At 71.9% G+C, this 18,832-nt stretch carries 18 protein-coding genes and 1 pseudogene; 8 read left to right on the top strand and 11 right to left on the bottom strand.

The window, feature by feature from the left end:
• Positions 1–10 precede the first annotated feature (10 nt).
• Positions 11–883, bottom strand: a pseudogene (locus ET445_RS18600) (aminotransferase-like domain-containing protein); the annotation flags it as partial.
• 147 nt (positions 884–1,030) lie between these two features.
• Here ET445_RS18600 and ET445_RS05540 point away from each other — a divergent pair.
• The 7 genes from ET445_RS05540 to ET445_RS05510 all read left to right on the top strand — a co-directional run bounded on the left by ET445_RS05540 (position 1,031) and on the right by ET445_RS05510 (position 6,103).
• Entirely contained in the window at positions 1,031–1,441 is a 411-nt protein-coding gene (locus ET445_RS05540) for a carboxymuconolactone decarboxylase family protein (RefSeq protein WP_243695341.1), read from the top strand.
• Between the two features lie 144 nt (positions 1,442–1,585).
• Positions 1,586–3,040 carry an amidophosphoribosyltransferase gene (gene purF / locus ET445_RS05535; RefSeq protein WP_129189600.1) on the top strand — a complete coding sequence of 485 codons (1,455 nt, stop codon included), beginning with the start codon at positions 1,586–1,588 and terminating at the stop codon, positions 3,038–3,040.
• A gap of 158 nt (positions 3,041–3,198) precedes the next feature.
• On the top strand, positions 3,199–3,492 hold the full coding sequence (locus tag ET445_RS05530) for a WXG100 family type VII secretion target (protein ID WP_129189598.1): 294 nt from the start codon (positions 3,199–3,201) through the stop codon (positions 3,490–3,492).
• Positions 3,492–4,151 (top strand): hypothetical protein, encoded by a 660-nt coding sequence (locus ET445_RS05525; RefSeq protein WP_129189596.1) that lies wholly within the window; start codon positions 3,492–3,494, stop codon positions 4,149–4,151. Before ET445_RS05530 ends, ET445_RS05525 begins: the two co-directional genes overlap by 1 nt.
• A gap of 51 nt (positions 4,152–4,202) precedes the next feature.
• A complete protein-coding gene (locus ET445_RS05520) occupies positions 4,203–4,514 on the top strand; it encodes a hypothetical protein (protein ID WP_129189594.1) in 312 nt (103 codons plus the stop codon).
• Positions 4,515–4,556: 42 nt separating this feature from the next.
• Positions 4,557–5,330, top strand: a complete 774-nt coding sequence (locus tag ET445_RS05515) for a hypothetical protein (RefSeq protein ID WP_129189592.1) — start codon at positions 4,557–4,559, stop codon at positions 5,328–5,330.
• Between the two features lie 2 nt (positions 5,331–5,332).
• A complete protein-coding gene (locus ET445_RS05510; protein ID WP_129189590.1) occupies positions 5,333–6,103 on the top strand; it encodes a hypothetical protein in 771 nt (256 codons plus the stop codon).
• 50 nt (positions 6,104–6,153) lie between these two features.
• Here ET445_RS05510 and ET445_RS05505 read toward each other — a convergent pair whose 3' ends face one another.
• From ET445_RS05505 to ET445_RS05495, 3 genes are all read right to left on the bottom strand, one after another.
• The gene (locus ET445_RS05505) at positions 6,154–6,519 is read right to left on the bottom strand and encodes a hypothetical protein (protein WP_208008557.1); all 366 of its coding nucleotides are present in this window, start codon (positions 6,517–6,519) and stop codon (positions 6,154–6,156) included.
• 73 nt (positions 6,520–6,592) lie between these two features.
• Positions 6,593–9,877 carry an HtaA domain-containing protein gene (locus ET445_RS05500; RefSeq protein ID WP_129189588.1) on the bottom strand — a complete coding sequence of 1,095 codons (3,285 nt, stop codon included), beginning with the start codon at positions 9,875–9,877 and terminating at the stop codon, positions 6,593–6,595.
• A gap of 105 nt (positions 9,878–9,982) precedes the next feature.
• Positions 9,983–10,369, bottom strand: a complete 387-nt coding sequence (locus tag ET445_RS05495; RefSeq protein WP_129189586.1) for a sterol carrier family protein — start codon at positions 10,367–10,369, stop codon at positions 9,983–9,985.
• A gap of 68 nt (positions 10,370–10,437) precedes the next feature.
• On the opposite strand from ET445_RS05495, the gene purD reads away from it, so the two are divergent.
• Entirely contained in the window at positions 10,438–11,775 is a 1,338-nt protein-coding gene (purD, locus tag ET445_RS05490; RefSeq protein ID WP_129189584.1) for a phosphoribosylamine--glycine ligase, read from the top strand.
• 6 nt (positions 11,776–11,781) lie between these two features.
• Here purD and ET445_RS05485 read toward each other — a convergent pair whose 3' ends face one another.
• The 7 genes from ET445_RS05485 to ET445_RS05455 form a co-directional block, all read right to left on the bottom strand.
• Positions 11,782–12,909, bottom strand: a complete 1,128-nt coding sequence (locus ET445_RS05485) for a DUF916 domain-containing protein (protein ID WP_129189582.1) — start codon at positions 12,907–12,909, stop codon at positions 11,782–11,784.
• 77 nt (positions 12,910–12,986) lie between these two features.
• The gene (locus tag ET445_RS05480; protein WP_129189580.1) at positions 12,987–14,405 is read right to left on the bottom strand and encodes a hypothetical protein; all 1,419 of its coding nucleotides are present in this window, start codon (positions 14,403–14,405) and stop codon (positions 12,987–12,989) included.
• Between the two features lie 73 nt (positions 14,406–14,478).
• Complete coding sequence (locus ET445_RS05475; RefSeq protein WP_129189578.1) at positions 14,479–14,808, bottom strand: hypothetical protein; 330 nt, start codon at positions 14,806–14,808, stop codon at positions 14,479–14,481.
• Positions 14,805–15,728, bottom strand: coding sequence for a hypothetical protein (locus ET445_RS05470; RefSeq protein ID WP_165314305.1), 924 nt, complete (start codon positions 15,726–15,728; stop codon positions 14,805–14,807). Before ET445_RS05470 ends, ET445_RS05475 begins: the two co-directional genes overlap by 4 nt.
• Positions 15,725–16,921 (bottom strand): hypothetical protein, encoded by a 1,197-nt coding sequence (locus ET445_RS05465; protein WP_129189574.1) that lies wholly within the window; start codon positions 16,919–16,921, stop codon positions 15,725–15,727. Before ET445_RS05465 ends, ET445_RS05470 begins: the two co-directional genes overlap by 4 nt.
• Positions 16,914–17,765 (bottom strand): heme ABC transporter ATP-binding protein, encoded by an 852-nt coding sequence (locus ET445_RS05460; protein WP_129189572.1) that lies wholly within the window; start codon positions 17,763–17,765, stop codon positions 16,914–16,916. The genes ET445_RS05465 and ET445_RS05460 overlap by 8 nt, the downstream gene beginning before the upstream one ends.
• Positions 17,762–18,829: a FecCD family ABC transporter permease gene (locus ET445_RS05455; protein ID WP_129192424.1), complete on the bottom strand. Its 1,068-nt coding sequence runs from the start codon at positions 18,827–18,829 to the stop codon at positions 17,762–17,764. The genes ET445_RS05460 and ET445_RS05455 overlap by 4 nt, the downstream gene beginning before the upstream one ends.
• Between the last annotated feature and the right edge of the window lie 3 nt (positions 18,830–18,832).

Genomic DNA, 18,832 nt, shown 5'->3' with positions numbered 1-18,832 from the left:
GCGGTTGGAACGCGCCGATGCTGCGGCCGTCGAAGCGGAACTCGCCGTCGTAGTCGTCCTCGACGATGAAGCCGCCCGTGCGGTGCGCCCAGTCGGCGAGCGCGGCGCGGCGCGGCCGCGACAGGGGGACCCCGGTCGGGAACTGGTGCGCGGGCGTGAGGAGCACCGCGTCGACGGGCGGCGTCCTGGCGTCGAGCAGGTCGACGCGGGCGCCGTCGGCGTCGAGCGGCAGGCTGACGAGCTCGAGTCCGGCAGCCTTCAGGATGTCCCGGTGCGACGCGTGCCCGTACGCCTCGACCGCGATGCGGTGCGAGCCGAGGTCGACGAGCGCCCGGCCCACGAGGGCGAGCAGGTCGCCGAATCCTCGGGTCACGACGACGTCGGCCGCGCCCGCGTCCACGCCGCGCGTGCGCGCGAGGTACTCGGCGAGCCGCTCGCGGAGTTCGTGGACGCCCTCGGGGGCTCCATATCCCAGGACGTCCGACGGCGGCCGGGCGAGTGCCCGCCGCACGGCCTCAGCCCAGGCCGATCGCGGGAACGTCGAGCCGTCGGGAATGCCGCCGCGGAGGTCGAGGTCGAACCGCGTCGACCGATCCGCCGGCGTTGACGTTCGCGGCGACGGCCGCTCCCGCACCCACGTGCCCGCGCCGACGCGCGCGTCGAGGCGGCCCTCGGCGACGAGGCGACCGTAGACCTCGGCGACCGTGTTGCGTGCGACGCCGAGGTCGTTCGCGAGCGTACGGCTCGGCGGCAACCGCAGTCCTGCGGGGAGCCGGCCGTCATCGACCGCCGCACGCAGGGTCTCCTCGAGCGACGCGGCCTTCCGTCGCGGATCGAGGTCGACGAGAAGATCCAATCCAGAATTGGCCCAGACATCCGCCATGCCATTGGACGCTACCAGCGCCGCGCCCCGTTCCTACCGTGGAGCCATGACCATCACCGAGAATCCCCTCCAGGCCGCCCCCGAGATCCCCGTCGCACCCGCCCGCCGCCTCGACATCGACGGCGTCGCCCCGCGTTCGTCCGCGCCGTGACCGCCCTCGACGACGCCGCGATCGCCGAAGCCGACCGGGTCGGCATCGAACCGCTCCTCCGCGAACTCGTGCGCCTGCGCGCCTCGCAGCTCAACGGCTGCTCGTACTGCGTCGACCAGCACTCGCGCGACGCGCTCGCCGCCGGCGAGCACGACCAGCGCCTCTTCGCCGTCGCCGTGTGGCGCGAGTCGAACTTCTTCACCCCGCGCGAGCGCGCGGCGTTCGCCCTCACCGACGCCGTCACGCGGCTCTCCGAGACGCACGTGCCCGACGAGGTCTGGCACGAGGCATCCGCTCACTTCACCGACGACGAGCTGGCCGCCCTCCTCGCCCTCCTCGTCTCGATCAACGCCTGGAACGAACTGGCCGTCTCGACCCGCGGCTGGCGACCCAAGCTCCAGGCCTGACCCGCCTGATGAGCCGGCCAGGTGCCGGCGGGCCGCTCACCTGAGCGCCCGTCGGCACCCAGCCGGCTCACACGTGCGCGTGTGGGAGAATCGACGCGGCCCGATCGGGCCGAGCACCCACACCCACGAGGAGCCATCGCTCGCATGTGCGGCATCGTCGGCATCGTCTCAACTGAGCCCGTCAACCAGCAGATCTACGACAGCCTGCTCCTCCTGCAGCACCGCGGGCAGGATTCGACGGGCATCGCGACGGCCGCCGGCCCCGTCTTCCACATGGCGAAGGCGCGCGGGCAGGTCCGCGAGGCGTTCCGCACGCGCGACATGCGATCGCTGCTCGGCAACATCGGCCTCGGGCACGTGCGGTACACGACCAAGGGCGCCGCGGAGCGCGAAGAAGAGGCGCAGCCGTTCTACGTGAACGCGCCGTACGGCATCATCCTCGTCCACAACGGCAACCTCACGAACACACGCGAGCTCTCCGAAGACCTCTTCCGCATCGACCGCCGCCACGTCAACTCGACGAGCGACACCGAGATGCTTCTGAACGTGCTCGCGACCGAGCTGCAAGGCCAGATCGAGGGCCTGTCGCTCGACCCCGACCAGGTGTTCCGCGCCGTCTCCCAGGTGCACGAGCGCGTCGAGGGCTCGTACGCCGTCATCGCGCTCATCGCGGGCCACGGCCTGCTCGCGTTCCGCGACCCGTTCGGCATCCGCCCGCTCATCCTCGGCCGCCGCGAGCGCAACGGCAAAGACGAGTGGATGGTCGCGAGCGAGTCGCTCGTGCTCGAGAACGGCGACTACGAGATCGTCCGCGACGTCGAGCCCGGCGAGGCGATCTTCATCACGCTCGACGGCGAGCTCGTCTCGCGCCAGGTCGCGCGCAACCCGCGCCTCGTGCCGTGCTCGTTCGAGTACGTCTACCTCGCCCGCCCCGACTCGATCATGAACGGCATCTCGGTCTACGAGTCGCGGCTGCGCATGGGCGACCGCCTCGCGCAGACCGTCGCGAAGCACGTGCCGCTCGGCGACATCGACGTCGTCATGCCGATCCCCGACTCGTCGCGCCCGTCTGCCATGCAGGTCGCCCAGCAGCTCGGCATCGAGTACCGCGAGGGCTTCTACAAGAACCGCTACGTCGGCCGCACCTTCATCATGCCCGGCCAGGCGCAGCGCAAGAGCTCGGTGCGTCAGAAGCTCAACGCCATGGGAACCGAGTTCAAGGGCAAGAACATCCTCATCGTCGACGACTCGATCGTGCGCGGCACGACGTCGCAGCAGATCGTGCAGATGGCGCGCGACGCGGGCGCCAACAAGGTGACGTTCACCTCCGCCGCCCCGCCCGTGCGCTTCCCGCACGTATACGGCATCAACATGCCGAGCCGCCAAGAGCTCATCGCGCACGGCCGCACGATCCCCGAGGTCGCGGCAGAGCTCGGCGCCGACCACATGATCTACCAAGAGGTCGCCGACCTGCAGGCCGCGATCACCGAAGGCTCGTCGGTCACCGACCTCGACCTGTCGTGCTTCACGGGCGAATACGTCACGGGCACCGTCACCGAGGAGTACCTCGAGTGGGTGGAGCGGACGCAGCTCAGCTGAGTCTTCGAACCGAAGCGAACGGATGCCCCGTCGACGACGGCTCCCGCCGACGGGCGCTCTCCACAGCCCGCTGAGCGACATCCGGCAGTTTGGGTAGGTTGGAAGACCGTGGCCCGAGCGTCCGACGCGCGTCGCGGGAGGCCAGGGGAGGCAGCGGCATGACCGAACACATCAAGGTCGGGGGCGAGGGCATTTCGGCACTCGTCGACGAGTTGGCCCGCGCGCACGGCGAGATGGGTCGCACGCTCGAAGACCTGCAGACCTCGCTCGATCAGCTGTCGACCCAGTGGAGCGGCGCAGCGCAGCACGCGTACGCACGGGCGCAGGAGCGGTGGAGCGTGTCCATGCAGCACCTGCACGACGAACTCGACCGCGCACGGCACAACACGCAACTCTCGAACGAGGCCTTCGCAGACGCCGCGCGGGCGACGCAGCGACTCTGGAGCGAGTGATGACCGAGAACCACCCCGTCGACCCGCGGCTGGTCGCGTTCCTCTCGAACGAACCCGATGCCTGGCTCGTGACCGACGAGACCGAGACGGTGCACGTCTCCGTCGGCGTCGACGGAACGCTCGCGACCCTCCGGCTGACTCCGTCGTGGTGGCGCCGCGTGCCGTCCGAGGAGGTCGGCTCGGTCATCCTCCGTCTGCGCGGGCAGAGCGCCGGCGCCCGCCTCCGCACGATCTCCGAGCTCGAAGACGATGCGGGCGCCGCGCCCGACGACGACGCGCCTCCCGCGCTCTTCCGCCCGCGTGACGCCGGCACCGAGAACCCGGCAGACCTCACCCGCCGTATGCACGACGTGCTGGCGGCATTCGCCGACCTCGATCGCTACCGACGTGAGGTGACGGCGGCAGCGACCGAAAGCGCCACGCTCACGAGCCCCTCGGGCAACGTGACCCTCGAACTCATCGGCGGGAGGCCGCGTCGACTCGCGATCGATCCCTACAACGTGCAGTTCACCTCCGAGCACGCGCTCGCCGCCGATATCGTCGAGCTCTTCCACCGCGCCGACCGGTGGTTCGCAGACCGCCGGCGCGCGGTCTTCGATGAACTGCCCGCCCTCGCCGACGTCGTTCGTTCGGTTCGCGGCCCCGGCCGCGGCTACTGACCGACAACAGCACCGCACCGATTCCCGACCACCAGAACACGGAGGAACGAGATGAGCTACGCGAGTTACGAGGCCGCGCTCAGAGACCTGAGCGCCGACGCCGTTGCGTGGGACGACCTCGCGGAGGCCTTCTCGGCCGTGAACACCATCCTCGAGGGCTGCGGACTCGCCCGAAGGGAGATGGACGGCGTCGGACACATGGTCGGAGCCGAAGGCAACTACAACTCGGCCCTCAGGACCTTCTCCGACCTGGCGGCGGCCGCGCCCGCCACGTTCACGACCATCGCCCAGAAGCTTCGGGACACCAAGCGCACCTACGAGAACGCCGACGGCTACGCGCAGTGGATGCTCGACCAAGGATGAGCGCGAACCAGAGGTCGATGACCCGGAGCACGAGGAGACGCCATGCATGACTTCGTCAACCCGACCGATGAGACCGCGTTCGCGGACCTGATCTCGAACATCAACAACGGCATCGCCGAAACGCAGAGCTCGCTCGACGAGTGCGCCAAGGACTACAACAACAGAAAAGACCACATCGACTGGTGGCACGCCTTCCTCGACTGGTTCGCCCGGCAGATGGAGAAGGTCGGGCAAGAGCTCGAGAAGGCGATCGCGAAGTTCGTGGAGTTCTGCGAGACGATCGCCGACTACATGAGCCCCGGGAACCCGTTCGCCATGTTCGCCAAGAGCAACGAGTGGGCGACGATCAAGCGGAAGATCACCTCGACGAAGTCGCTCGTGACGAGTGACTACCTCCGGGCCGACGACACGTGGAAGGGCGACCCCGGAGACGGCTACTCCGACCTCGCGGGCAGGCAGCGCATGGCGATGGACACGCTGGCCGGCTACACCGACTCGATGATCTCCTTCCTCTCCGACTACGGGACGAAGATCCTCGACGCCTGGATCGAGTTCGGAGCCACGCTCATCACGTACTTCCTCGACCAGATCGACGCGGGAGCATCGTTCATCACCGCCGACCCCCTCGAGTGGCTCGACGCGGTTCCGAAGATCGTGCAGCTCTGCACCAATCTGGCGCGGACCGCCGTCTCCCTGACCGAGCAGCTGGCCGGGAACTTCACGTCGTCGAACCGGATGTCCCTCCAACTCACTCAGGACATGTCGGACCTGAGCGGATTCCCGACCGGCTCCTGGCCGTCGGCGCAGATCGTATGAACATGTCGGGCGGCATCCGGCCGCGGAAGTCACGAACGCTGCTGGCGGCTGCCGCGACGATCGCGGTGTCGATCGGGCTGAGCGGGTGCAGCCCGGCCACCGACCCGGCGTCCGACTCGGCGCCGACGTTCGACCCGAAGCCTGCAGAACTGAGCGTCGAAACGGCGATCTCGAGGTTCTTCTCCTTCCTGTACGACGCCGGAAGCCCTGAGACCGCACTCGAGCGCACCGACCTCAACGTCGATCTCGCGAGCGACCTCGCCCTGTTCCTGACCGACGACGGGTACTTCAACGTCGAGGACCGCACGAAGCTCCTCGATGTCGAGGACATCTCGGTGACCTCCGACGGTGCGCGCGCGACCGCGACCGTGACCTACGAGGTCGCCGGGACCGAGGTCACGGCACCCATCGAACTCGTCCGCACCGACGAGCCGATGGCGAACACGCAACTCGTGGACTACGCGGTCGTGATCCCGACCGACGCCTTCGGCATCGACGCCACGGGCGCCGAGCTCCTCCCGCCCGACACCGTCTACACGATCGGCGAGTACGACGATGACGTGAGCGCGGTGTTCCGGGCGGCGGTCGGCTGGGCCGCCCCCGACGGCACCCTGCCCCGGATCCCGGCGTTCGGCGGCACGTACCCGCTCACGATCACCGTGCCGGGCGACGGCGGCTTCACCGACACGCTCGTGCTGAAGACGTCGACGTTCTACGGCGGCGACGGGACGGATGGCGTCCTCGAGGCGTTCGCCCACGCCCACGGGTTCTGAACCCGGAGGTTCCGACTCGGCGGACGCGGGAGCGCCCGCAAGCCGCGCGGCTACTCGACCGGGTGCGTGTTCTCGTGCGCGACGATCGCCTGGCCGCCGCGGCGTGAGAGCACGCGGTCGAAGACGAGCGCGACGGCCGCGCCGAACGCGGCTCCGATCGTGCCGAGGCCGAGGAGCAGGAAGCCGAACACCTGTCCGCGGTCGAACTGCGCGTTCTCGGGGAACGCGAACGTCAGGATGAGTGCGATGACCGCGCCGAGGGCGACGCCGAGGAGGATGAACCGGCCGTAGCGGGGAGCCCGCCGTACCGCGACGGTCTCGTCGACGGTGTCGGTCGCGAACTCGGGGGCAGCGGCTTCGGCCGAGACGGCGGATGCCTCGGGCTCGACGGGTTCGGACGATTCGGGGGTGCTCACCCCTCCATTGTCCCATCCCGTTCGAGCCCGAGGCATCCTCACCGGAACGCTCGGCCCGAGCAGGCCGCGCGGGTTACGCGGTCTTGTTGCGGGCGCGGCGCACGAGCACGAACGCGAGCGCCGCGAGCACGATCACGAGGAGCGCGATGCCGGCCCAGACGAGCCATGCGAGCGACGGCGCCGCGCTGATCGGCTCGACCGTCGGGGCGTCGTCATCGGCGGCTTCGACCGTCTCGGTGTCGGCGGCCGGCACGACGAGCGCGCAGTCCGCCGCGAGCGGCAGCGAGAAGGTCACCGGGTCGAGCGCTTCACCCTCGGGATAGGTGCCGAACGCTGCGGCGCCTTCGGCAGTGAGCACGGCAGGGATCGCGGTGCCCGTCACGCCGTCGTCGCCCGACTCGAAGCCGCTCGAGAGGTCGAGTTCGGCGAAGCGCACGCCCTTCGCCTCGATCGGCGCACCCTCCTGCGTCGTGCCGTGCACGTCGAGGGTGAGGAACACGTCGCCCGTGCCCGTGAAGTCGAGGCCGGGGTTCGCGATCGTCGTGTCGAGCGCGCCGTCGTGGCCCGTGAAGTGCACCGAGCCGGGGAAGACGACCGCGCCGCGGCCGGTCTTCGCGTCGTACGACCCCGTGCCTGCCGCGAAGGCGAAGACCGTGCCGTCGTCGGTCGCGCCGTCGGCCACCGTCCACGTGCCGTTCGCGATGCCGCTCTCGAGGTAGGTCAGGAACGACTTCTTGAACCCCCACGAGAGGGTTGCGGCGTCGACGGCACAGCGGTCTGCAGCGGCGACGGTGAACTGCACGCCCTTCGCGACCGAGCCCTGGAAGGTGAGCGTGTGCACGCCCGCCTCGAGGGTCGCGGGGATCGCGCCCGTCCACCTCACGACGCCCGAGGCGTCGGCGACGAGGTCGCGGGCGAGCACGACGGGCGTCGAGTAGACGACGACCTGGATCCCCGTCTCGCCGGGTGCGAAGCCGCCGACCGTGACGGTGACCTGCTCACCCGCGGCGAGCGCGGCGAGCGTCGGCGCGTCGAGCTCGACGCCCGTCGTCGCGGGCGGGGTCGCCGGGACCTCGCGCGGAGCGGCTGAGGCCGACGCCGTGACGACGGTGCCCGTGCTGCCGGCGGGGGCCGCTGCGGGCGAGCCGACGACGGCGGTCACCGGTGCGAGCTGCTGGCCCGCACCGTAGTAGCCCTCGAACGCCGAGACGCCCGACGCGAGCAGGGTCGTGGGGGCGCCCGCGAACCGGGTCGCGCCGCCGACGGAGCTCTTCGACGCGGCACCGAGATCGACGCGGGCGAGGTCGACGCGGCTGCCGTCGACCGACACGTTGAGCACGCCCTCGGTCGCCGAGACGACGCGGAGGGTCGGGTTCGCGAACGTCAGGTCGAGCGCGCCCGCGTGACCCGTGAAGCGCACCGCGCCCGAGTAGTCGGCGGAGCCGCGGCCGGTCGACTGGTCGAACGAGCCGCCCGACTGGCCGAACTGGAACACGCCGCCCGAGCGGGTCGCACCGCCCGAGACGCTCACCTGGCCCTTGGCGATCGAACCCGTGACGTAGTCGACGAACGAGTTCGACACGGCCCAGCTGAGCGAGCCGCCCGCGATGGGAGCGGGCGCCGGCGCCGGGTTCTGCGGGGTGGTCGGGCCGGTCGGGCCGGTCGGCGCGCCGCCGAACGTCAGGAGCGTCGCCGTCTCGAACGGGGCGTAGGTCGCGCCCGAGCCCGGGTAGGTGTAGACGCCGTAGCGGCCGTCCTTCAGCGCACCCGTGAACTCCGAGACATCCAGCGTCGTCTCGAACGTGCCGCCCGCGCCGATCTCGATCGCGCCGGCGGCCGCGCCGCCGACGGTCGCGACGTCGGCGGGGTTCAACGCCCACTTCTGCGTCGCGGTCTTGCGGTTGCCCGACGGGGCGCCCGCGCTCGGCTTCCAGTTCTCGGCGAACGAGCCGAACACGACGTATGCGCCGCCGAACTTGCCCGCGAGCGGGGGACGCTTGCCGTTCGTGTCGGCGCCCGACGGGAGGAAGCCGGCGCCGCGCACGGTCACGGTGTCGCCCTCGGCGTTCAGGCCCGTGGTCTTCGAGACCTGCACGGCGGGCGCGAACGAGACGGGCGTGTAGGTCTCGAACGTCGGCTCCTTGGCGCCGCCCCCCGGGTAGGTGTAGACGCCGTAGCGCCCGTCGGCGAGCATCTTGGCGTACGTCGCGGCGACCTTGAGCTGCGTCGTGAAGGTGCCGTTGTCGGCGATCGCGATGCCGCCCGCTGTCGGGCCGCCGATCGCGGGGATGTCGGCCGCGTGCACGCCCCACTTGACGTCACCCGTCGGCCGAGCGGTCGCGGCGACGCCGGCGCTCGGCTTCCAGTTCTCGGCGAACGCGCCGAACGCGACGTACGCGCCGCTGAACTTGCCGGCGAGCGGCGGGCGGGAGCCGATGGTCGCGGCGGTCGGGGTGAAGCCGACGCCGTTGACGGTCACGGTGTCGTCGAACGGGTCGAGGCCGGCGGTGCGGTCGACGAACACGGCGGGGGCGAACGCGATGGGCTCGAACGTCTCGAACGAGGGCGCCTTCGCGCCGCCGCCCGGGTAGGTGTAGATGCCGAAGTGACCGTCGGCGAGCGCCTTCGCGGCGTCGTACGAGAGCGTGAGCGTGGTCTCGAACGTGCCGTCCTCGTTCACGACGAAACCGCCCTTGGACGGGCCGCCGATCTTCGCGAGGTCTTCGGCGTGCACGCCCCACTTGACGTCGACGGTCGGGCGCGCGGTGCTCGGCGCACCCGTGCTCGGCTTCCAGTTCACGTCGAACGCGCCGAAGGCGACATAGACGCCGCCGAACTTGCCCGCGATCGGCGGGCGGGCCGAGGTCGTGTCGGCGCCGGGCACGAAGCCCGAGCCCGTGACGGTGACGGTCTCGCCGTGGGCGTCGAGGCCGAAGGTCTTCGAGACCGTGATCGTCGGGGTGGCGGAGGGGGCCTCGGCCTCGGCGGCTTCGGCGGCGACGCCGGGAACGCTCGGCACGCCGACGGCCACGGCCGGCGCGAATCCGGATGCCTCGGGCTCGCCCTCTGCGGTCGCCGCGCCTTCCTCGCTCGCTTCGGGCGCTTCGGGTGTCTCGTCGAGGGTCGCTCCGTCGCCTGGCGCTTCGTCGCCGGTCGCTTCGTCGGCGGGCGCTTCCTCCGCGCCTGCCGCGTCTGCGGGCGCTCCGACCGATGCGACGGCGGCGTCGGGCGACGCGATCTCGTCGGCGATCGCGGGCCCGACCGTCGAGAGCGAGCCGCCGAAGGCGACCGCGAGGGTGACGAGCCCGGCGAGCAGGGCTCTGAGTGGGCGAGAGGGCGGGTTCGACGGAGTCTTCACGACGCGGTCCTTCTGGGCATGGGGGTGCCGGCGCGATCGCGGCGGCAGGCGACGGGTGAGAGAGCCGCACCACCGCTCGGGAACGCGTAGTGAGGTGAGGCTTGCCTAAGAACTTAGCATGATCGGCAGCAGTCCTTCGAGGCTCGCGCGCTGCCCCGACGCGTGCACGCGCCCGCTCGCTCTCGCGTCCGACCACGACACGGATCCCGTCGCGAGCGCGAGCCAGGTCGAGGCATCCGTCTCGATGACGTTGGGCGGCGTGCCGCGCGTGTGCTTGGGACCCTCGATGCACTGCACGGCGCCGAAGGGCGGCACGCGCACCTCGACGGTGCCGCCGGGCGCGAGTTCGGCGAGGCGCTGCAGCGTCCAGCGCACGGCGAGCGCGAGGGTCGCACGATCGACGGATGCCTCGTGGTCGCCTCCCGCGACCGTCGCCCGCCACTCGGCGACCGCGGCCGCGCCTTCGCCGTCCGCGATCCGTGCCCGTGCCATGCATCCATCCTCTCCCACCCCTGTGACGCCGGGCGAAGCGGCGACGCACCCTCCGGTACCCTTGAGCGGTGCGCATCCTCGTCCTCGGTTCCGGTGCTCGCGAGCACGCGATCATCCTCTCCCTCCTCTCCGAAGAGGCCGGCCACGAGATCGTCGCCGCCCCCGGCAACGCCGGCATCGCGGCATCCCCCGTGTCGACCGAGCGCGGCAGCGTGACGACCGTCGCGCTCGACCAGAACGACGGCGCCGCCGTCGCCGGCTACGCGATCGAGCACAACGTCGACCTCGTCGTCGTCGGCCCCGAGGCGCCGCTCGTCGCGGGCGTCGCCGACGCCGTGCGCACCCGCGGCATCCCCGTCTTCGGCCCGGGCAAGGCCGCCGCGCAGCTCGAGGGGTCGAAGACCTTCGCGAAGCGCATCATGCAGGCCGCGGGCGTGCCGACGGGCGGCGCAGCCCTCGCCGACACGATCGCCGAGGTCGAGCGCACGCTCGACGAGTTCGGCGCCCCGTACGTCGTGAAGGCCGACGGCCTCGCCGCAGGCAAGGGCGTGCTCGTCACGAGCGACCGCGACGCCGCGATCGCGCACGCGGCGCACTACCTCGCCCGGGGCCCTGTGCTCATCGAGGAGTTCCTCGACGGACAAGAGATCTCGCTCTTCTTCCTCTCCGACGGCGACGACGTGCTGCCGCTCTCGCCGGCGCAAGACTTCAAGCGTCTGCTCGACGGCGACGCCGGCCCCAACACGGGCGGCATGGGCGCGTACTCGCCGCTGCCGTGGCTCGCCGACGCCGCCGACGGGCGAGGCGGCACGTTCGGCTCCGAGGCCGCGTTCGTCGACGAGGTCGCGCGCACGATCGCGCTGCCGACCGTGCGGCAGCTCGCCGAAGAGCAGACGCCGTTCATCGGCCTCCTCTACGCGGGGCTCATCCTCACGTCGAAGGGCCTCCGGGTCATCGAGTTCAACGCACGCTTCGGCGACCCCGAGACGCAGGTCGTGCTGCCGCGGCTCGCGACGCCGCTGTCGGGGCTGCTGCTGGCGGCGTCGACGGGCGAGCTCGGGCCGCTCCCCGCGCCCGAGTTCAATCCGGATGTCGCGGTGACGGTCGTGCTCGCAAGCGAGGGCTACCCCGAGGCGCCGGTCACGGGCCGCGTCATCGAGGGCCTCGACGACGCCGCGGCGGTCGCGGGCGTGCACGTCGCACATGCCGCGACGGCGCTCGGCGAGGCATCCGGGCCCGACGCGACCGACGCGCCGCTCGTCGCGACCGGCGGCCGCGTGCTCAACGTCGTCGCGACCGGCGAAGACTTCGCGGGCGCCCGCGCCCGCGCATACGACGCGCTCTCGCGCATCCGCCTCGAGGGCGGGCAGTACCGCACCGACATCGCGGCGCGCGTCGCGGGCTGACCCGGCCTACGCGGCGCTCGCGCTTTCGGTGCCGTCGACTGCGCCACGGGCGACCCCGCGACGCTTGCGCACGACGAGCACGATCGCGACGACGAGTCCCGCGATGACGACCGCGAGGGCGAGGAACGTCCACGGCACGGCCGCCTGACCCACCTCGATCGTCGACACGTCGAGTGCCCCGGCACCGAGCCCGACCCCTTCCGGGGCGACCGTGAGCGCGCCCGTGATCCAGCCGAGCACGGGCACGCCCGTGATCTCGCGGTGCACCTCGATCGTCGATCCGGGCAGCACCTCGGGCAGCTGCACGTCGGCGGCCGAGACCGCGAGGATGCCGAACGGCCCGGCGATGCGTGCCGCCTCGGTCGCCGTGACACGCGTGTTGCCCGTGTTCGAGAGCCGGTAGTCGACGACGAGCGTGCCCGTGCCGAACGGATTCCACGTGCCGTTGAAGCTCGTGCGCACGTCGGTCACGGTCGCAGCGGGTACGAGCTCGCCCGACACGCGCAGGTGCAGTCGGCTGCCGAGCCGCCGCTCGACGGCGATCGTGCCGGTGCCCGCGCCCGTCTCGGCGAGTGCCGTCACGAGTCCGGCGGAGTGGTCGCCCGGACGGGCGTCGGCGGGCACGTCGATGCGGAACGGCACCTCGGCGGCGGCGCCGGGCTCGAGGTGGACGGTGTCGGAGCCGGGAGCGATCCACGCTCCGGCGTCGACCGAGTCTGCGGCGTTCTGCAGGATGTCGATGTCGCCCGTCGGCGTCGTGAACGTGTCGGCGGCGTAGACCGCGAGATCCAGCGGCACGGTGCCCGTGTTGGTCACGAGCAGGGCGTCGTCGATGACGGCCCCCGGGTCGACGTCGTAGGTGAAGTTCGGGCGCCCGCTGCCGTTGGCGTTGTCGACCGTGCGGACGGTCCAGGCGACGTCGCCGGTCGCGGTCCCGGCGGTCTCGGCGGATGCCGCGGTCGTCACGTGCGAGACGGGCGAGACGGGTGAGCGCACAGCGGACGCACCCGGCGCACCCGCCGACTCGGCGACTGCGGCGGTCGGGGAGACGAACGCGGAAACGGCGAGCGCCGCAGCGACAACGGGCGTGACGGCTGCGGCGAGTACGGGGCGTGACCAGGAGCGGCGGGGCATTGCGGAGCTTTCGAGAGTGTGGAACAGGAACTGCGCGGGCTCGGCGCATCCGGGATGCGCCGAGCCCGCGCAGCGGGTCAGCTCAGCGCCGTGACGGTGAGCTTCGTCTTGTAGGCGCCCGGCGCGGTCGTCTTGGGGATGACGAGCTCGAGGTCGGCCCCGATCGTCGCGTTGCCCGCCGAGGTGCTCGTCGCGAGCACCGACGAGGTCGCGAGACCCGCGCCGCCGAGCTGCTTCGAGGTCACCACGGTGCCCGCGGTCACGCCGGCACCGGCGCCCGAGACGGCCGGCGTCCAGCCGAGGTACTCGCCGCTGAACGTCTTCGCGCCGTCGGCGAAGACGCCGACCTGGCCGGAGATGCTCCACGTGTACGCGGCCTTGCCGCCCGTGCGGGTGTCGGTCACGACGATGTCGTTGAGCTTGCCCGTCGCGCGGAAGACGTCGCCCTGCTGGGCGGCGGTGCCGAGGCTCACGGGAGTGGCGCTCGCGAACGCCCAGCCGAACTCACCCGTGGCGGGGTCGTCGACGACGGGAACCTCGACGCCGATCTCCTGCTCGTTCGGGTTCTCGGGCGTGACCGGAGGGGTCTCGAGCGTGTAGGCGACGTGGATCGGACGCGTGGGCTTGGCCGCATCGCGCGCGCCGCCCGACGAGTACCAGTAGCTCGACTGCCCGGTGAGCTGCTGGAAGTCGACGAAGCTCTGCGGGAACGAACCCCAGAACGCCTCGTTCTGCGTCGTCTTCGCGACCTGCGGGGTGCCCCCGACGACGTTCACCGAGACGCCGAGGAAGTCCGGCGTGACCGTGAAGCCCGTGTCGGAGACAGCCGCGCCTGTGATGTCGGCGAGGACGATCTGGGTGGGGGTGAGCGCCTCCCACTTGGTGAGGTCTTCCATGCTCGCGCCGTAGCCGCCCGCGGTCGCGGTGAGCTGCCCGTTGCCTTCGGCGTCGAGCGTGAGCACGGGGTCGGTGGCCGTCCAGTAGGTGTAGCCGCCGTAGAAGACGACCGTGAACGAACCGTCCCACTCGATCTCGACGTTGCCGTCGGCGTCGACCGTGCCGGTGCCGCCGTCGATGACGACCTCGGTGCCGGTGTTGGACGTGGGGCTGCCGACGTTGACAGCCTTGCCGTTGGCGTCGAGGCACTTGGTGGCCCAGGTCGGTGCGACGAGGGCGCCCGTGGCGTCGGGCTTGACGATCGAGACGTTTCCTTCGCTCGCCGAGTAGAAGCCGTCGGCCTGCGTCCAGGGGCGCGCGGAGCCGCTGTTGCCCGCCGCGCCCGCGCTCAGGAAGTTGCAGCCGCCCGCGTATGCGCCACTGCTCGCTTCGTTGGCGAAGCCCCAGCGAAGCTGCGCGCCGGTGAGTTCGCCCTCCTGGGCGGCCGCCGATGCGGGAGCGGTCGCGACGAGCGCGCCGCCGAGCGAGAGTGCCGCGACCGCAGCGACCGCGGCGAGGCGACGCAGGCGGGGGGCCTTCGTCGATGTTGCAGAGTCCACGTGTGGTTCCTTTCAGGTGGGGTTGACGCCACCCTATCTAAGTTAGGTAAGGCTTGCCTAATTAACTTGGCACTCAGCCTGCGCGCCGCCAGGGCACGATCGGCACGCCCGCGAGATACAGGGCGCACAGCACCGCCACGAGGGTCGCGAGCGTCGCGCCCGCGATGGGCAGGACGACGGATGCCCCGTCGCCGGCACCGATCGGCACGAGCGCGTCGCTCGACCGCAGCACGGTCGCGGACTCGCCCGTCGAGGGCAGCGGCACCTGCGCCGCCTGCTGGACCGCGGCTCCGGTCGCGGACGCCGGTCGGGTTCGGAGCGGGTTGCTGATCGACGATCCGCCGCCGGACCCCGACGACGGAGGCGCGGGCGGCACGATGGCGTTCGCGGCGTCATAGCTCACCCACAGCATGGTCGCGGGCTTCGCGCGGTCGCGTTGACCCCCGTCGTGAGCCAGTACCCCGTCTGCCCCGTGATCTTCTGGAACTGCACGAACGACGAGGGGAACGACCCCCACCACGCCGCGTTGTCGGTCGAGCGCACGACCTGTCCGCTGTCGGGCGGAGCCGTCACGCCGAGGTACTCGGGCACGATCGCGAAGCCGCCGTCGGCGATGCTCGCCCCGCGGAGCTCGGCGAGGACGATCGTGCGGGGAGCGATCGGCTCCCATTTCGACATGTCCTCCATGCTCGTCGCGTACCCGCTGCCCGTGGCCGTCAGCTGCCCGTTGCCGGCCGCGTCGAGACTCAGCACGGGGTTCGACGCGCTCCAGTACGTCATGCCGCCGTAGAAGACGACCGTGAACGACCCCGTCCACCTGATCTGCGCACCGCGCGCAGGGTCGAACGTGCCGACCCCGCCGTCGATGACGACCTGGTTGCCCGTCGTGCTCGTGAACGACGCCGCCGAGACGGGCGCCCCCGACGCGTCGAGACAGCGGTTCTCGAACGATGCGAGCCGCCACTCGCCCGCGGCGTCGGGCTTCTCGACCCGCACACTCCCCTCGGACGCCCGGTAGAAGCCGTCGGCGGCGGTCCAGACGCGTGCGCCGCCCGTGTCGCCCGCCTTGCCCGCGCTCAAGAAGTTGCAGCCGCCCGCGAACGCTCCCGAGCCGGCTTCGCCGTTGAGCCCCCAGCGCAGCTGCGCGTTCGTGATCGTGCGACCCGTCTCGGGCGATGCCGACGGCACGGTCACGACGATGTCGAGTCCGCCCGCACCGGCTCCGTCGTCGTCGGCCGCGAACGCCGCGCCGGCGGGCGCCAGCACGAGCCCGAGTGCGATCGCACCCGCCGCGAGCCTCTCGATCACCCGCGATCGGGTCACGAGCGGTCGCCACCCGTCGTCAGCACCTCGAACGGCACGGTCGGATCGGCGTCGCGAGAACCGATGACGGGCGGGTCGGGCAGGACCGCGGTGGATGCCGCCGCGGCCGCGGCCGAGACATCCGTCGCCGTGCGCCGCCTGCGGCGCTTGACCGCGCGAACGATCGCCGTCACGACGCTCGTGACGACGAGCGCCGCCGCGACGAGGATCGCGAGCGCGAGCACGAGGTAGGGCCATTGCTCCTCGGTCGCGGCGGGTGTCGCCGTCACGAGCCCTTCGGCGGCCGTCGTCGTGACATCCGCCGAGGCGACCGCGCCCGACGCGGCGCCCTCGAGCGTGAGCAGGTGCGTGCCCGCGCGCAGGTCGCTCGGCAGCGACAGCACGCCCGCGACCTCGCCGCCGGCGCCCGCCGTGAGCGGCCCGACCGCGGCGACGCCGTCGTCGAGCACCGCGACGACCTGCTCGCCGGGCGTGAACCCCTTGCCCGTGAACGCGAGCGCGCTGCCCGCCTCGGCCGTCTGGGGGCGCGTGCCCACCCGCACCTCACCGGGCGCCGCAGCGACCGGCGCGGGCGCCGCAGCCCCTCCGGCCGCCTCCCCCGACCCGGGAGCCGCGAACCGGATCGGCGTGAACGTCTCGTTGTTGGCGTTCTTCACGCCGTGGGCGCCGATCGTGATGATGCCGCACGTCTCTTCGCGGCAATCGACCTCGCTCGGCTCGCCGTTGCGGTCGAGCGACGTGAACGTCGCACCGGGGATGACCATGTCGACCGTGAACGACCCGTCGGCCGACATGATCGCCTGCGCCGCGGCCTCGGTGTCGCTTCCGGGGAACGACACGAACCGCTGGAAGCCCTGGTTGTCCTTCGACTCCGAGTCGGGCACGTACCGGTAGTCGCTGCCCGTCTGCCCGCCGTTGCTCGGCCGCCACGACCCGCTCGACGGGTTCTCGACCCACCCGAACAGCACGTAGACGCCGCCGAACCCCTTCGGGATCGACTGGAATCCGCTGCCCGAGATCGTCATCTCGGTCGCGTAGTCGGGGTCGGCGGTCGCCTGCCCCTGCGCGTTCGTCACGGTGATGGATGCCGCGGCCAACGCCGGAGCGGCCGCGAGCGGTGCCGCGACGAGGGCGGCTGCTGCGACCGCGGCGAGCGCGGTACGACGCAGGCGGATGCGGACGGCGTCAGGCATTCGGGGTTCCTTCCAGCAGTCGGGAGTGCGTGCGCACGGGCACGACGACGAGGGCGCCCGAGGCGAGGCGTTCGACCTCGACGGGGTGGCCGTAGACACGCGAGACGAGCTCGCTCGTGAGCACGACGTCGGGGGCATCGGCCGCAATGATGCGGCCGCCGTCGAGCAGGGCGATGCGGTCGGCGTACGCCGCCGCGAGGTTGAGGTCGTGGAGGACGACGACCGCCGCCCCGCCGCCGTCGGCGTGGGCGCGCATGACCGAGAGCACGCGCTCCTGATGGCGGATGTCGAGACTCGCCGTCGGCTCGTCGAGGAGCGCGACCCGGCACGCTTGCGCACGCGAGCGCGCGAAGGCGACGCGTGCGGTCTCCCCACCCGAGAGGGCGGTCGCCGAGCGCGAGGCGAAGGCTTCGACGTCGCCGTCGCGCATCGCGGATGCCACGAGTGCGTCGTCTTCGGATGCCTCGGGCGTGCGCCGCCACGGCGCCCGACCCATGCGTACGACCTCGACGACGGGGTAGCCGAAGGCGAGCGCGTTCTGCTGGAGGAGCACCGAGCGCTCGCGCGCGAGCTCGCCCGCGTGTCTTCCGCGGAGGGGGCGTCCGCCGAGTTCGACGTGCCCCTCGTCGGGCGCCTCGTCGCCCGCGAGGAGCGCGAGGAGGGTCGACTTGCCGGCGCCGTTCGGGCCGACGAGCGCGACGATCTCGCCCGCGTGCAGGTCGAGGTCGACGCCCGCGAGCACGGAACGACCCTCACGCGAGAACGAGACGCCGCGCGCCGCGAGCACGGGGGCGGCGACCACGGTTCCGCCGACCACGGGCGCCGTGCCTTCGCCCGCGCTCATGCCCAGCCTCCCGCCGACCGGCGCGCCCGGCGCAAGAGCCAGAAGAAGAAGGGACCGCCGACGAGCGCCGTGAGCATGCCGATCGGCAGCTCGGCGTACGGCACGGCCGTGCGGGCGAGGAGGTCGGCCGCCGACAGCAGCACGGCGCCGCCGAGGGCGCTCGTGAGCACGAGCGCGCGGTGCGCGGGGCCGAGCACCATTCGCATGAGGTGGGGCACGACGAGCCCGACGAAGCCGATGATGCCGCACATCGCGACGGCCGCACTCGTCAGCACGGCGACGACGACGATCGCCGTGATCCGCACGCGTTCGACGCGCACGCCGAGGTGCTCGGCTTGCCGCTCACCGAGCGCGAGGAGATCGAGCGGGCGCGCGAGGGCGACACACGCGACGATGCCCGCGACGGCGAGCGGCAGCACGATGACGACGTCCTGCCAGCGCGAGCCGTTGAGCGAGCCGAGCTGCCAGAACACGATCTGCTCGCGCTGCTGGGTCGTGCCGAGGAAGGTCAGGAGGGCGATCGCCGCGCCGCCGACGGCGTTGACGGCGATACCCGTGAGCACGAGGGTGACGACCTCGGTGCGGCCGCCGGCGCGCGAGGAGCCGTAGACGACGAACGTCGCGATGAGCCCGCCGACGAAGGCCATGACCGCCGCGGTGAGCGGGCCCGCGAAGCTCCAGCCGAACACGATGACGGCGCACGCGCCGACCGCCGCGCCCGACGAGACCCCGACGATGCCGGGCTCGGCGAGCGGATTGCGGAACACGCCCTGCATCACCGCGCCCGCCGCGGCGAGCGCGGCCCCCACGAGCACTGTGAGCACGACGCGCGGGAAGCGGATGAGCCACAGCGTCGCCTCTGCCGCCGGGTGCTGCGGCGTTGCGAGCACGGGCAGTTCGAGCCAGTGGAGGCCGGCGCCGCCGACGGCGCGGTTCCACGCCTGCGCGAGCGAGCCGAGCACTTCGTCGAGCGGGATCTGCAGCTGACCGGTCGTCGCCGAGACGAGCACGGCGACCACGAGCGCCGCGACGAGGGCCGCGGTCACGAGGGTGACGCGAGACATCCG

This window comes from Agromyces protaetiae, from assembly GCF_004135405.1.
Taxonomy (GTDB): Bacteria; Actinomycetota; Actinomycetes; order Actinomycetales; family Microbacteriaceae; genus Agromyces; species Agromyces protaetiae.
The sequence above is the reverse complement of the archived record's forward strand: the minus strand, read 5'-3'. Positions and strand labels throughout refer to the sequence as shown.

Coding starts and splice junctions, on each gene's coding strand:
- purF (WP_129189600.1), top strand. CDS start 1,586: ATGTGCGGCATCGTCGGCATCGTCTCAACTGAGCCCGTCAACCAGCAG.
- ET445_RS05530 (WP_129189598.1), top strand. CDS start 3,199: ATGACCGAACACATCAAGGTCGGGGGCGAGGGCATTTCGGCACTCGTC.
- ET445_RS05525 (WP_129189596.1), top strand. CDS start 3,492: ATGACCGAGAACCACCCCGTCGACCCGCGGCTGGTCGCGTTCCTCTCG.
- ET445_RS05520 (WP_129189594.1), top strand. CDS start 4,203: ATGAGCTACGCGAGTTACGAGGCCGCGCTCAGAGACCTGAGCGCCGAC.
- ET445_RS05515 (WP_129189592.1), top strand. CDS start 4,557: ATGCATGACTTCGTCAACCCGACCGATGAGACCGCGTTCGCGGACCTG.
- ET445_RS05510 (WP_129189590.1), top strand. CDS start 5,333: ATGTCGGGCGGCATCCGGCCGCGGAAGTCACGAACGCTGCTGGCGGCT.
- ET445_RS05495 (WP_129189586.1), bottom strand. CDS start 10,369: ATGGCACGGGCACGGATCGCGGACGGCGAAGGCGCGGCCGCGGTCGCC.
- ET445_RS05485 (WP_129189582.1), bottom strand. CDS start 12,909: ATGCCCCGCCGCTCCTGGTCACGCCCCGTACTCGCCGCAGCCGTCACG.
- ET445_RS05465 (WP_129189574.1), bottom strand. CDS start 16,921: ATGCCTGACGCCGTCCGCATCCGCCTGCGTCGTACCGCGCTCGCCGCG.
- ET445_RS05460 (WP_129189572.1), bottom strand. CDS start 17,765: ATGAGCGCGGGCGAAGGCACGGCGCCCGTGGTCGGCGGAACCGTGGTC.
- ET445_RS05455 (WP_129192424.1), bottom strand. CDS start 18,829: ATGTCTCGCGTCACCCTCGTGACCGCGGCCCTCGTCGCGGCGCTCGTG.